Source organism: Streptomyces sp. NPDC052040, assembly GCF_044548405.1.
In the GTDB taxonomy this organism is placed as follows: Bacteria; Actinomycetota; Actinomycetes; order Streptomycetales; family Streptomycetaceae; genus Streptomyces.
In genome coordinates, this window is record NZ_JBIUBV010000010.1 from 157,559 (window position 1) to 170,685 (window position 13,127).

The 13,127-nt window shown below is 71.2% G+C and carries 14 protein-coding genes; 1 reads left to right on the top strand and 13 read right to left on the bottom strand.

What is annotated here, in order from left to right; all coding sequences use genetic code 11:
• Nucleotides 1-315: 315 nt before the first annotated feature.
• The 13 genes from ACIHAA_RS21240 to ACIHAA_RS21300 form a co-directional block, all read right to left on the bottom strand.
• Nucleotides 316-1,581 (bottom strand): DUF3631 domain-containing protein, encoded by a 1,266-nt coding sequence (locus tag ACIHAA_RS21240; RefSeq protein WP_399819363.1) that lies wholly within the window; start codon nt 1,579-1,581, stop codon nt 316-318.
• Complete coding sequence (locus ACIHAA_RS21245) at nt 1,578-1,994, bottom strand: hypothetical protein (protein ID WP_399819365.1); 417 nt, start codon at nt 1,992-1,994, stop codon at nt 1,578-1,580. The genes ACIHAA_RS21240 and ACIHAA_RS21245 overlap by 4 nt, the downstream gene beginning before the upstream one ends.
• Nucleotides 1,991-2,929: a bifunctional DNA primase/polymerase gene (locus ACIHAA_RS21250; RefSeq protein ID WP_399819367.1), complete on the bottom strand. Its 939-nt coding sequence runs from the start codon at nt 2,927-2,929 to the stop codon at nt 1,991-1,993. The genes ACIHAA_RS21245 and ACIHAA_RS21250 overlap by 4 nt, the downstream gene beginning before the upstream one ends.
• A 113-nt stretch (nt 2,930-3,042) precedes the next feature.
• Nucleotides 3,043-3,492: a single-stranded DNA-binding protein gene (ssb, locus tag ACIHAA_RS21255; protein ID WP_399819369.1), complete on the bottom strand. Its 450-nt coding sequence runs from the start codon at nt 3,490-3,492 to the stop codon at nt 3,043-3,045.
• A 16-nt stretch (nt 3,493-3,508) separates the two neighbouring features.
• Entirely contained in the window at nt 3,509-4,030 is a 522-nt protein-coding gene (locus ACIHAA_RS21260) for a hypothetical protein (RefSeq protein WP_399819371.1), read from the bottom strand.
• A gap of 210 nt (nt 4,031-4,240) precedes the next feature.
• A complete protein-coding gene (locus tag ACIHAA_RS21265; RefSeq protein WP_399819373.1) occupies nt 4,241-6,355 on the bottom strand; it encodes a hypothetical protein in 2,115 nt (704 codons plus the stop codon).
• Nucleotide 6,356: 1 nt separating this feature from the next.
• Nucleotides 6,357-7,922: a hypothetical protein gene (locus tag ACIHAA_RS21270; RefSeq protein ID WP_399819376.1), complete on the bottom strand. Its 1,566-nt coding sequence runs from the start codon at nt 7,920-7,922 to the stop codon at nt 6,357-6,359.
• A 76-nt stretch (nt 7,923-7,998) separates the two neighbouring features.
• The gene (locus ACIHAA_RS21275) at nt 7,999-8,337 is read right to left on the bottom strand and encodes an RRQRL motif-containing zinc-binding protein (protein ID WP_399819378.1); all 339 of its coding nucleotides are present in this window, start codon (nt 8,335-8,337) and stop codon (nt 7,999-8,001) included.
• Entirely contained in the window at nt 8,337-9,377 is a 1,041-nt protein-coding gene (locus ACIHAA_RS21280; protein ID WP_399819380.1) for a DUF2637 domain-containing protein, read from the bottom strand. The genes ACIHAA_RS21275 and ACIHAA_RS21280 overlap by 1 nt, the downstream gene beginning before the upstream one ends.
• Nucleotides 9,374-9,943 (bottom strand): hypothetical protein, encoded by a 570-nt coding sequence (locus ACIHAA_RS21285; protein WP_399819381.1) that lies wholly within the window; start codon nt 9,941-9,943, stop codon nt 9,374-9,376. The genes ACIHAA_RS21280 and ACIHAA_RS21285 overlap by 4 nt, the downstream gene beginning before the upstream one ends.
• On the bottom strand, nt 9,940-10,332 hold the full coding sequence (locus ACIHAA_RS21290; protein ID WP_399819383.1) for a hypothetical protein: 393 nt from the start codon (nt 10,330-10,332) through the stop codon (nt 9,940-9,942). Before ACIHAA_RS21290 ends, ACIHAA_RS21285 begins: the two co-directional genes overlap by 4 nt.
• On the bottom strand, nt 10,329-10,586 hold the full coding sequence (locus ACIHAA_RS21295; RefSeq protein ID WP_399819385.1) for a DUF6284 family protein: 258 nt from the start codon (nt 10,584-10,586) through the stop codon (nt 10,329-10,331). Before ACIHAA_RS21295 ends, ACIHAA_RS21290 begins: the two co-directional genes overlap by 4 nt.
• Before the next feature lie 89 nt (nt 10,587-10,675).
• Nucleotides 10,676-11,128: a protein kilB gene (locus tag ACIHAA_RS21300; RefSeq protein ID WP_399819387.1), complete on the bottom strand. Its 453-nt coding sequence runs from the start codon at nt 11,126-11,128 to the stop codon at nt 10,676-10,678.
• 988 nt (nt 11,129-12,116) lie between these two features.
• Here ACIHAA_RS21300 and ACIHAA_RS21305 point away from each other — a divergent pair.
• Entirely contained in the window at nt 12,117-13,127 is a 1,011-nt protein-coding gene (locus tag ACIHAA_RS21305) for an XRE family transcriptional regulator (RefSeq protein WP_399819389.1), read from the top strand.

The window sequence follows — 13,127 nt, forward strand, 5'->3', positions numbered from 1 at the left end:
TGCCTCCGGGCTTACTGAAGGGGATGCGTCCCCTCCGTGCCTGCTCCTTCACCCACCACTCCGAGCAATGGAGCGCCTCGGCGATGTCGCTCGGGAGGTAGACCGGAGGAAGGGCGGGGGGTTCCCGGCGGGGAGCTGTGCTCATGTGACCATGCCTCCTCGGCAGGCGGTGGCTTGGGGCCTGTCTGGGAATCCGCAACATCCGCCACGCCGCAACATTGCTGGTCAGCGGCTTGGATTTGTGGCGGATGCCGCCTGTGTTGCGGATAGGCGCCGCCACGGGCGGGCGCGGCGGCACCTGTCCGGCGGGCGGTGTCAGCTGACGCTGCGGAGGGTGCGTGTGTCGGTTTCCGTGAACATGTGGCGGCTCTCGGAAGGGGCTTCCGCCACAGATTCACCCCCTGTGACCTGCGGTGTTGCGGATGTGGCGGATGTTGCGGATTCTCCGGGGTCCGGGGGGCAGTAGCGGTTCCACGCGTCGCTGAGGTCTTCCGCGTAGTAGCCCTTCGGGGTGGTGCTGCCGATCCGGATGCCCCGGGGTTTGATCGGGGCGTTGTCGGGGCGCACGTACTGGCTCAGGAGCTTGGACAGGGCGCGCGCGGTGAGCGGTTTGCTGTTCTGTCCGTCCTCGCTCAGGTCGGACCAGGGTGCGTCATCGAGCTGGAGGAGCACTTCGAGGATCGCGGCGGTGGGCATCCGGTCGACACCGCAGAACACCCGGTCCCGCAGATCGGTCAGCAGCCTGACACCCAGAGAGGCTTGGTCACCTTCGGACGCGGCTTTGATGAGCGCGATGCACGCCGTGCGGGCGCGGTCGGGCCAGTGACCGCCTGCCGCGTCCGCGACCGCGAGGAGTGGTTCCCATACGTCGGCGGGACGGTCGGTGACGCCCTCGGGCATCTCCGGCCACGCCTGCGCGACCTGGTTGTGGATGGTGGCGCACCAGTCGGCGAGGCGGTCACGCAGGATGTGGCCCTGCTTCTCGTGGACACGCCGACGGTAGGGCTCGCACTTCTCGTTGGGGGCCTTCTTGCGCATGCGGATGATGACGGAGCGGGTCAGGATCGTGTCCGGGAGGGAGCCGAGTCCGGCCATGGCAACGGCGCAGAACGAGGAGAACCACTCGGGGTTCTGGTTGGCGCCGTCACCGACGCAGCGCAGGGACTTGGCGCCGCGCCGGTAGCCGGAGTTCAGGAACCCGCGGACCTCTTCGTTGCCTCCGGCTTTGGGCCCGAAAACGGTGTCGATCTCATCGAAGAGGACCGTGGGGGTACCTCCGTCAGCCGCCACGAGCCGGAAGAGGGCGTTCGCGGAGGCGTTGACGGTGGTGGCCGCACGGGGGGTGAGGGTTTCCACGATCTCCAGGGCGCGGGACTTGCCCGAGCCCGGTTCGGGGGAGAGGAAGGCGAGGCGTGCGGTGCCGTCGAGGGCGTCCATGAGGTGGGCGTGGGCGTCCCAGAGGGTGACGGCGACGTAGGCGTGTTCGGTGGGGAAGACGTTGAAGCGGCGGTGGAACGCTTCGACTTCATCGAGCAGGGCGGCGCCGTCGATGGACGGTGCGGGTGGGTTGGTGCTGGTCATGCGGCGTTCCTCCTTTCAGTGCGTGGGACGGGCGTGCCGGTGCAGGAGTGCTTGTGGGCGGCGTACTCGGTGACCAGGGCCGCGACGGCGTCCGGACCGCGGGCGGTGCGGGTCTCGCCGCAGGGGCAGGCGTAGGCGGCGGTGGGGGTGTCGCCGTAGCGCTGGGACCAGCGGGCGCCGTCGTAGTGGTGGCGGTAGACCGGCGGGGCGTAGATGCGGATGCCCGGCCGTTGTGGTGTCGGGTCGTCGGCGTTGTGGCGGGCGTGGCTGGTCGGGTGCGGGTCAGGACGAAGAGATGAAAGGACGGCCTGGCGGCCGTCGCTCTTCGTGCCACGGCCTACTGGGGTGTTGCCCGCAGCCGGGCGCGGGGCGGCGATGGTGGACCGGGATGGCTTTTCAGGGCGGGGAGTCACGCGGCGTCCCTGGGACGGCATGTGCGGATGGACCAGTTCAGGGCGCTTTGGATGGTGGCCCGGCACTCGGCCGTCGACAGTCCGGCCGCCGCTCCCCCCGCCTGAAACGCCTCCTCCACCACGTCCCGGGGGATCTCGCCCCATGCGACGAACCGCCCCAGCGCGCGGGCGCCCTCCAGCAGTCGGGTGTTCCGGCCGCCCTCGCCGGTCCTGGCGACCGCGGCGACCTCGCGGTCGAGGGCGGCCCTGGCTCGCCGGGTGACCGAACCTGGCACGAGCAGCGGGGCGGTTGCCGCCGCCTGGGGCCGGGATGGCTCGCTCAAGAGCGGGGTGAGCCAGTCGGGCAGCGCCGCGATCGGGGCGTCCACCAGGACCTCGTAGGCGCCCTCGGGGGTGGTGCTGTGGGGGGCGACGACGTAACCGCCCCAGGCGCGGGTGTCGATGTGCGGCCCGAGCCGGTTGACGCTGCCGGGCAGCCTCTCGCCGGGCGGGGCGGTGAAGTACAGGTGGTGGCCCCCGCTGGGGGTCCGCACCTGGTACGTGGGCGGAAGGTGCTCCCCGGCGCGCTCGCAGAGCGCTGCCAGAGAAGTGGCGCCGTCAGGCGCTCCTTCTTCCTCTCCCGGCTTGCACACGTCCAGATCGATCACCAGCAGCCCGGCCGGGCCGGTGGCGATCCCCACGTTGTACGCGGTGTGTGCCCAAGCGGCTTGGATCAGCTCCGGGTCGGTGGTGGCGCGCTGTTCGGGGGTGCGGTGTCCGTCCGTGCACCGGCCGGTGCCGGGGCAGGAACGCTCCGGGTGCCCGGCCGGGCGCTTGCTGCCGGGGTGCAGCGGGATGACCGGCCAGCCGCGCTCGACGGAGCACAGGGCGGAGGCCAGCAGGTGCAGGTTGTCCAGATCGGCCAGGGGCATGCCGGTGATGTTGACGGGGGTCATACCGTGACCCCCGGGGGATGAGTCATGCTGGAGTCCTCCAGGTCTCTTGGATGGGACTGGAATCCGGGGCGACCGCGTGTCTTTGGCGAGAGAGGCGGTCGCCTCGGGCACGGCTAGAACGGGGGCTCGTTGCCCGATTCGGCGGGCTTGTCCGGGGTGTTCCACGGGTCGTCACCGGCGGGGCCGTTCTGCGCGGGCCGCTTGGCGTTGATCTGGACGGTGGTGAAGCGGACGGAGGCGCCGATGTCGTCGATCTCGACGGCGAGCATGGAGCGCTTCTCGCCCTGGTCGTTGGTCCAGTCGTGTTGCCGCATCCGGCCCATGGCGACCACGCGGGAGCCCTTGCCCAGGGACTCGGCGACGTGCTCGGCGAGGGCGCGCCAGGCGGCGCAGCGGTAGAAGGCGGTGGTGCCGTCCTTCCACTGGTTGCTGGTGCGGTCGAAGCTGCGCGGGGTGACGGCGATGGTGAACTTCGCCAGTGCAGCGCCGCCTTCGGTGAACTTCAGCTCGGGATCGTCGGTCAGGTTGCCGACGAGGGTGATCGGGGTCTCTCCGAACGACATGAGTTCCCTTTCCGGTTCAGCGGTTGAGTTCGTTGCGGTTGCGGGCGATCAGCCCGTATGCGGGCGCGGTGATCGTGTTGTTCTCCAGCCGGACCGGCCCGGAGTAGTGGTGGTGGGTCTCGGTACGTGTCGCCTTCACCGCGCGGACGGCGGAGCCGATGGTGGTCACGACGGCGACCAGGGCGGCGATGGGCAGGGTGACGAACAGGACGCTGGTCAGGGTCACGGCGGCGAAGCCTTTGCAGGCGAGCCAGATGCCGCAGCCGAGGCCGACGCAGGTGGCTGCGACCCCGATCCCGGCGACGGCGGTCCCGACGGCCCAGGCGGGCACGATCCGTCGGTCCGGCTGTGGCACGGGCGGCGTGGGACCGTAGACGGGCAGCGGGGCCGGGTCGCGGTAGGCGGTCGGCATCTGTGGGACGGGCTGGTAGGCGTCGGCGATGATCCGGCGGGCTTCGGCGGTGGCTTCGGTGTCGCTCATCCGCGAGTACGGGTGGAGGGGGTCGGGGGTGCTCTCGGCGGGGGTGTCGGGGTGCACAACGGGGTCCCTTCAACGCGGCGGGCAGCCTCCGCGCCGTGCGGTGGCTGCCCGTGGCTGCTTGTCGTGTCGCTTGTCGTGCGGCTTGTCGTCTGGCTTGTCGCTTGTCTTGTCTTGTCGCTTGTCGTCTTGCAGGTCACAAGCCGTTTCCGGGTGCCTGGAGCCGCTGTAGAGGCTTTGTGCTTCTGCGGGGCGTCAGGCGACAAGTGATCAGCTCTCGCCGGGCTGTTCGGGGGTGTGCTGGCGGTGGACGTAGCGGGCTTTGGTGCCCTCCCCGACGCGTACGGCGGTGCCGTCCTTGACCCATGCCTTGAGCCAGCCGACGACCGTCTGACGGGTCGTGCCGTGGCTGTCGGCGAGCGCGCGGGCGATCGCGGAGGCCCCGGTGCCTTCAGCCCCGGCGGCGAGGAGCAGCGCGAGTGCCTCCTGCTGGGCGGGGCTGTCCTGCTCGCCCCGCAGCGCCGACAGGTTCAGCCCGCCCGCAGGGGGCGGTGCCTGGTCGGCAGCCGGGGCGTGCGGGTCGGCGGCCGTGGCGAACTCGGCATCAATCTGGGCCCGGAACTGCCGCAGCATCTCCTCTTCCGGCGAGGCCTGCCCGGCAGGCTGCCCGCTGCGCAGGGCGGACAGGTTCAGCCCCTCCCGCGACGGCCCGGCATCCGGGGCGTCGTCGGTGCAGGCAGGGTCGAGCATCCATGCGGTGCGGTCGGTGTCCCAGCGGCGGGCGTAGGCGGGCCCGGCGGCCTTGGCGGACACATCGTCCAGGCGGGGGTGGCGGCCGGAGGTGGCGGCGATGATCTCCCGGATCTGGTTGGGCAGGATCCGCCACGCCTTGAACAGTGCCGCCGGGGACTCCGGGGTGCCCATGAACCCCGCGCCCTTGTACGGGGCCTGCTCCACCCGCAGCCCGCGGGAGCCGGGGAACATCTTCGACAGATCCATGCCCTCCGTCTCACCGCCGGTCAGGGCGACGCGCACCTTGGCTTCCCGGCGGATCATCAGGTTGCCCAGCACGCTGCCGGTCGCCCCCAGGGCGGTCAGGACGGTGCGCACGCCCATGGCCCGGGCGATCCTGATGACTTCGAGGATCTTCTCTGCCAACCTGCGCATTTGCCGGTCCGGGCTGGCCAGGATCTCCGCGCCCTCGTCGATGACGAGCATGACCTGAGGGATCGCCGGGCCGACCGGCAGGAGGTCGGTGTTGGCCTTGGCCAACAGGTCTTGGTAGCCCATCTTGCGCTGCTTGGCGACCCGGATAGCGGCGTCCAGCATGGTCATGGCCTCGTCGAAGGTTCCGGCGAGCCAGTCGACACCGGGCCGGACCGGCTTGCCGTCCCCGGTCTCGATCTGCCCCTTCAGCGCGGGAAGCACCCAGGGCAGGCCAGCGGATCCGGCATTGAGGTCGATCACCCAGGTCAGCACGTCCTGGGCGCGGGCGAACCCGGCCAGGATCGTGTGGACCATGTTGGTCTTGCCCGACCCGGTGGGCCCGACGACCAGCGCGCACTGCTCACGCAGGTAGGCCAGGATGCTTGCCGCGTTCGTGCGGTAGCCCCACGGGATCCCGGTGAGCAGAGACAGCGGACCGTAGTCGGCGGGGTAAGTCCGCTCCTCTTCCAGGACGTTGACTGTGGTCACGTCGATGATGACGCGGCCCTGGTCGATGCCGGGGGAGGCGGTGGCGGTGCAGCCGTGCGGCAGACGTGCGTCCGCGGACAAGCGGGACGACTCGGCGGCGATCTTGTTCCAGGTGGCGCCGCCGGGCGGGAGTTCGGCGTCGATGGAGTACCCGGCTCCGGTGGGCCACATCTCCACTCCCACCACGCGCACGGTGACGGAGCAGACCCGTAGGAGGCGGTCGGCCCATTCCGCGGCGACGGCCCGGCGGTCCGCGGACAGTTCCGCGGCGATCTGCCGCTGTTCGGCGGCGATGGCTTCTTCCTCCCGGGCCTCCTCGTACAGAGCGGTGGAGCGGGCGGCGGCGCCGATGCCGACGCCGATCGTGGCCAGGGAGCCAAGGGCGGCCCAGGTCAGGGGGCCGTGGGTGATGGCCCAGGTGGTCCATCCGGCTCCGACGAGCCAGGACGCGGCCCGGGTGGCCAGGGTGCGGCCCGCGTTACGAACCCGCAGTCCGGCCGCGGTGTGACCGAGGGCACCGGCGGCGCCGACGGCCAGGGCCCAGCCGGGGGGCATGGCGGTGGCGGCGCCGGTGGTGGCGACGGCGAAGGCTCCGGTGGTGGCGGACAGGGCGCCGGTCACGGGTCCGTGACCGGCTGCCCAGTCCAGCACCGGGCCACTGCCCTGCTTGGCGGTGGCGGTGCTGCTCATCTCAGACGTTCCAGCCCTTCTCGGCCTCAGTGCCGTTGCGGGGGTCCTCATGCCGGGCGATGTCCTTCTCGTGGACCTGCCGGAACAGCGGGCCCATGTCCTCGGCGACCGCGACGGCGGCCATCAGGGCGCCGTAGATGTCGGCGAAGCCGTTCGCGATCTCCTTCTCCAGCGGAAATTCGCAGTCGGAGCGCTCGGCGAGGATCTTCATCACGCCCGCCATGCAGGTCAGCGCGGCAGGCATGCCCTCGACCATGGCCAGGATCTCCATGCAGCCGTCCGGCTCGTAGGTGTTGGCCGCGGCCAGCATCTCCATGGCGTGATCCTCAAACTTGAACCCGGACACCAGAGCCATCTGTTCTCCTTCACTCGCTTCGGATGTGGAGGGGGCGGGGACCGTGGCCGGGGGCCGCTCTACGCTGTCCGCGACCGCGTCCGCGCTGTCTTCGGCTGCCTCCGCATCGGCGGCGGCTTCCTGCTCGGCCAGCTCCTGGCGGGTGGCCTCGTCCCGTTCGGCACGCTCCCCGGCAGCCGTCTGCACCATCCGCCGGTACAGGCGCCGTCCGGGGTGCACCAGCCACGGGATACCGAACTTCCGCCCGATCGGCGTGGTGAGCATCCCGAGCAGACCGACCGGCAGGGCAAGCAAGGCCGCGAGCAGGCGACGGCCGTGGAAGCGGGCCGCGGACCTGCGCAACGCCGCACGAGCGGCCCTGCGGGCGGGGGCCTTGCGGACCGCGGACCGCTGCGCGTCCACCCTGCCGTTCGTCTTGGCGTCGCGCCTGGCACGCTGCCTGGCAACGGCCGCATCCCGCGCGGCACGGGCCCTGCGGGCGACGCTGCCCATCAGGCGGCCCGCCATGCTGCCGCCCCTGCCCGACCGGGCGGGGCCGACGGCGGACCTGGCACTGCGGCGAGCGTCGGCGACCGCGCGGCGGGCCCCGGTGGTCTGCGCCCGCTGTGCGCCACGGGATCCGGCCGCAGCCTTCTGCGAGGCACGCAGGGCCCTTATCTGCCCGGTGCGGCCCGCGGCCGCACCCACGCTGCCAACCGCGCGGTCGGACGCTGTACGGCTGCCTGTACCGCGGTTCTTCCCGCCGGTTGCGGCACTGCCGCGGCGGTGCTGACCCGGCCCACCACCCGGGCGGCTGCCGGTGCGGCCGGCACGGGAAGCCGAACGGCCCCCGGACCTGCCTCCTGCTCCCATCCCGCCGTGGCGCAGGCCCGCGCTGCGGGCAGCTGCGCGGCCAGCAGCGCGAATGGCGGCCCGGCGCGCGGCGCGGCGGGAGTTGGGCCGACGGGAGCGGGTCGCGGCGACCGTGCCGAGGACGGCTGCTCCGGTGGCGGCGACCATGGCGGCGACCGGGCCGCCCGCCAGGCAGGCCGCGGCCACCATGCCGACCGTGCTGTTCGCCCCCGTCAGGGCAAGGGGGACGACCGGCCAGCCGCCGGGCGTGTGCTCCGCCTCCTTCACGCCCGCGGCTGTGGTCAGCGGGGTGTCGGGTGGCGGGGGCGGTGTGGCCGGGGCAGCCTCGACGGCTACCGGCTCGGTGCTGAGTTCCGTCATGCTGTGAGCACTCCTTCGAAGGAGTAGGGCCCGGCCAGGGCTGTGGAAGGTTGCTGGCCGGGCCCGCCAACAGGGTCTAGGCAGCGAGCTGTTCCTCGGGATAGGCGCAGGCAGGGCACATGCCGAGCGAGGACGGAATGACGTACCCGGCATCCCGCCCGCACTCGGGGCACCTGCGCCGGGCGGCATTCGCCCTGGCCAGAGCCGCCCACTTCGCGGGCGTCATCGGCCGGACAGGTCTGGCCAGCTCGATCGAGTAGAGGTAGGCGACCAGCGGGCCGCGGCGGCGCCGGGGACGCTCCACCTGGGCGGCGACGTCCTGGCCGCCGGGCCGCAGTCCCTGCGCACGGAGTTGACGGCGGGTGGCCAGCCCATCAGGGGCCAGCCGCCACCGGTAGACGGGGACGGTCGCCATCAGCGGCTCGCGATGGCCAGTTCAGCGCCGCCCGCGCTCGGGTCGCGGTGCTCGGCGTAACGAGAGGACACCCACCCCACCGACCAGCCGCACAACTCCGCAGCAGCCCGCACCGACAGCCCCTCCACATAGGCGGCGTGCACGGTGGCACGGGCGACGTCCTCGGGCTGCTTCTCCGCGGCGGGACCGGCGGACAGCAGCGCGGCGCGTTCACGCGCGGCCCGCTCCTCACGGTCCCGCTGTTCACGGCGTTCACGCTCGGCCCGCTCCCGCTGCTCCTTCTCAGCCCGCTCGCGGGCCTGCCGGGCCTGGTGTTCACGCTCGCGCTGGAGCTGTTCACGCTCCCGGTCGCGGCGTTCACGCTCCTCCCGCTCCACGCGCTGACGGGTCTGCTCGCGCTCGCGTTCCTCACGCCGCAGCGCGGCCTCCCGCCCGGCCTGCTCCCGGGCCATGCTGGCCTCGTGCTCACGCTGTTCACGGGCCAGCTCGGCGGCATGCTCGCGTTGCTCACGAGCCACCGCTGCCGCGTGCTCCCGCTCCTCCCGCGCCAGCCGGACGGCCTCCTCGCGCCGCCGGGTGGCGGCGTGTTCACGGGCTTCCCGTTCGGCCTGCTGCCGTGCTGCCAAGGCCGCCACGGCGGCGGTGATGGCGCGCCGGTAGGCAAGCCCCGTCTCCGCAGTGACGATCAGCAGCAGCGGCGCGACCGCATGCACGGCCACGCCCACCAGGTCGTTCTTGAGGGCGGAGTCGGCGACGTTGAGGGCGAGCGTCATGCAGCCGGTCATCCACCGCAGGACGACCGGCCACCTCCCGCCCTCGCCCCCGAGCCGGGCCAGGACCGCGTCGAGACGGACCACGATGACCACCGCGGCATCCACGACCAAGGGCAGGATCGGCGCCGTCCACGCCCACCGGACGGGAGTGTGAGCGGCGGCGAGCGGGGTCACGGTGAGGATCGAATACAGCATCGCTCCCGCGACGATCAGCCACGTACCCACCGACAGCGCCTTCTCCGCTGAACGGATCTGAACGCTGTTCACGCCTGGCCCTCCGAGCCCTCGGAGGAGGAGACCGACACGGCCCGGAAATCCCTCACGGCCTCATCGGGAGTGAACGGGACGGACCGCCAGGCGACCTCAGCGGCCGGGTGTTCATCGCTCGGCACCCACCCGTGAACAGGAGCCCCCCGGGTGGCCGCGTATGCGTAGGCGTCCTGGCGGCTGCGGTGGATGCTGTGCGGCTCACCCCCGTGGAGCAGCAGCACCAGCGGCACGTTCTGCTCCGCCGTCTCCAGCTCGCCGCACAGCCGCCGGATCTCCTCCCCACGCTCAGCCGCCTGCTCCGCGGCGGCTTCCAGGGAGTCCTCCAGCCGGTTGGTCTCCTCGCGCAGCACCTTGAGCGCGGCCTCGGCGACTTCCTTGTCCCAGGCAGCCGTGGGAGCGGCGTGCTCGGCCCGCTCGGCGCGGCCGGTCAGCTCCCACACCTGCTTCAGATGGCGGCTCAGGGCGGCGTCCGCCTGCTCCTGAACCTCCCGTGCGCGGGTACGGGCCTGCTCGGTCGCCTCACTCATGCGGCGCAGACGGCCCGCGGTGACGATACGAATCACGAGGCACCCCCGACCGGAACCGCACCCGTGACGATCAGCGGATCCGGGGAGGCGGGGGGCTCGTCGGTCTCAGCCGGTGCTGCGAGGGGAACGTCCGCGTAAGCCACCAGTTCCAGCACAGCGCCTGCGTACACGGTGGACATCTTGAGGGCGCACGTACGGTCACCCTCACCCTGCGTGCCGTACGCTACGGCGCCGAAGTCGACACCCAGCGCCTCACGCCACGCCTCGAACTGGCTCAAGCCGTCGTGGAAACTCAGCTTGAGCCGGTCCGGGAAGATGTCGTTCACGTCAACCATCGGCGCGGGCAGGTGCCCGAAGTCACCTGCCAGCAGGTGCAGGGCCCGCAGCGGAGCGGCCAGATCGTTCAGTGCGAGGTCCCTGCTCACGCCGCCTCCTCAGAGGTGGCACGGTTGGCCAGCGCCGCCCGCGCGATCAACACGCGGTGCAGGGCCTTGCGCAGGCGCCGCTTGTCCAGCTCGCCCGGACTGCGGTCCATCAGGGCGATGCGCACATCCAGCAGCTCGACCTCGGCCAGGATCAGCGGCGTCTCCACCGCGATGGCGTCCAGCTCCGCGGCTGTCGGCTCGCGGTCGTACTCGTCGGCGGTAACAACCGCCTGAAGTGCACCGATGTGCTTCATGGGTCGTTGTTCCTCTCGCTGGGTTGGACGGCCCGAACAGCACCCCCGGAGCGGCTACTCCGGGGGTGCGGCCGTTTGTGTGGAGTGGATCAGGGACGGGACAGAAGGCGGGCCGCCGAGGCGGTCAGGCAGTCGGCCGCGGCTACGGCCGACTCGCGCAACGACGCCAGTACCTCCACGCTCCGGGCGCCGCGCATGTCGTACGCGGCCCGAACTGCGGCGTCCACGTCCAGACGAAGCTGCGGCAGCAGAACCGCCAGGGCGATCTGCGGGGCGGTGACAGCGGACCGGGTGACGTGGCTCGCCTCACGGGCGGCGGCGACGTCCGCCGGGGCCGCGCCGGACAGGCGCAGGTCCTCGCGCACCCACATCGCACGGCGGTGATCCGCCAGCGCGGTGCTCAGCTCGGACAGGGCCGTCAGGGCCCGGTCCCGCAGTGCCTGCCGACGCTCGGACCTGGACGCGTAGTACTGCTGGACACCCACAACAGAAGCACCCAGCACGGTGCCAATCACCGCGACAACGGCAGCGGCGATCTCCATCGAACCCCCCCTCTCGGGGCCAGACTCTCCGGCTCCCCGCACCCCCGCCCGTCCGGCCTGCACGCCAAGTGCGCAGGCCGGACGGGCGAGAGAGGCAACCGGCCGCAGCGTCAGCCGCTGCGAAGCCAGGAAGAAGGCGGACCGGGGAATCGTCAGGCGCCGCCAGCCGGTCCATCCCGGCAGCGCCCCGGTATGTCGTCGGCCCATGCCGACCTCCCGCAGATCGCGGGGACACGGCTTCACCGGTGCGCCGTTGCCACGGAGCACCGGTCCCGAGCCGGGAAATCGGGCGCGTCATCGTCGCTGCTCTGACGCCAGCAGGGCGGCCTGCACGAAGCCGTGCAGGATGGCGTGCCGCCGACGACATCACCCGGTCGCCGCGGGGGCGGTCTCACTCTTGCCGCCACGTGCATTGGAGCTCCCGCTGTACCTCCCCACACCCAGAAACCGGGTGGCGCCTGCCAAGCGCGTAGGGGGAGAGCTTCGTCCACCACGGCGGTTTGCCCTCAGACTCTCGCCCTGGGCACCTGCCGCGACCGCCGCTCCCGCGTCAGCCCCGCACGATCACTGTTTAGTTCTCAAGGACGGCGGCTGCGAAGGGCCGCGTCTTGCACACCGCGAATCGGGAGTGACTCCACCATCTGGTGCGCACCAGAAGAATGCATCTGGTGCGCACCAGAGTCAAGGTGGTTCGTCAATTCGGGTGACGGCTGCCCGCCGCGGTGCATCTCCAGAAGACCCTCTGAGGCGGGGGTGGCGGTAGCCAACAGGTCTTAACTCTCGTCCTGTTAACCCCTGTTGACCTGCGACTATGTGAGGCACCATGAGAGGAGCGTTGATCGGAACTAGCCCCTGGTGGTGGCTTGTGAGTTCAGGACTTCGGAGCGCGCGCACGGCGCGCGGTTGGTCTCAGGAGCGACTGGTTCGCGAGATCGAGCAGTACGCCCGACGGCACCTCACTGACGTGGCCTCAACCGCGAGTTTGCGGGTGTACGTGTCCGAGTGGGAGAACGGCAAGCGCACCATCTCGGACCGCTATGCCGAGATCCTGCGTCGCCTCCTCGGCGCCACCGACGCTGAGCTGAGAGGCGGTGGCAATGCTGCTGCTGTGCCCATGACTGACGGGTACGACGAGCTGCTGAGCAGGATCGACTCAGCCAGCAGTGTCAGTGAGTCCATGGTCGCGACGCTCAACGATCAGACTGAATTGCTGCGCACCATGGACCGCCAGATGGGAGCCTCTGGCCTTGTCGATCAGATGACGGGTCACCTTGCCCGACTCGAAGATGCGCTGAACTTCGCGGTGCTGCCGAGTGCGCGCCGACCGGTGGCCCTGGCGCTCGTGGGGGCCTCGACCTTGGCGGCCTGGCAGGCGATCGACTCCGGTGCCATCGAGCGGGCTTGGCGGCACTACGAATTGGCGAAGCGAGCGGCGCGCGACGCGGAGTCCCCGACGCATTTGGCTCACGCCATGGCTGAGCAGGCGTACGTACTGTGCGAGGCGGGCCGTCCGGCGCTTGGTGTCGAACTAGTTCGTGATGCGCACCGCATCCTCGGAACGAGCGGATCCGCGCGGCTTCGGGCGTGGCTGTATGCCGCGGAGGCGGAGTTGTGTGCCCACGTCTCGGAACTGGAGGACGACTGTCGACGCGCACTCGACGCCGCCATGGCGACTATCCCGCCGGGCAGCGAGGAGCGCGATCCGGATGTGGCCAGTCTCTTCTTGAACACTGCCCACCTGAGCCGGTGGCAGGGGAACGTTCTTGCGTTGCTGGGGGACGGCGACGCCGTGACCAGCCTCTACGACGCCTTGAAAGTCGTTGACCCGACGTTCGTACGAGCGAAGGCCGGGCTTCACACCGATCTCGCCCAGGCTCACCTGGCGCGAGCGGAGTACGACGACGCGAACACCCACTTGAAGCAGGCGCGGCTACTGGCGAGCCGCACCGGTTCGGTGCGGCAGCGCCGACGGGTCGATCTCCTCAGTGAGCGGCTGTGA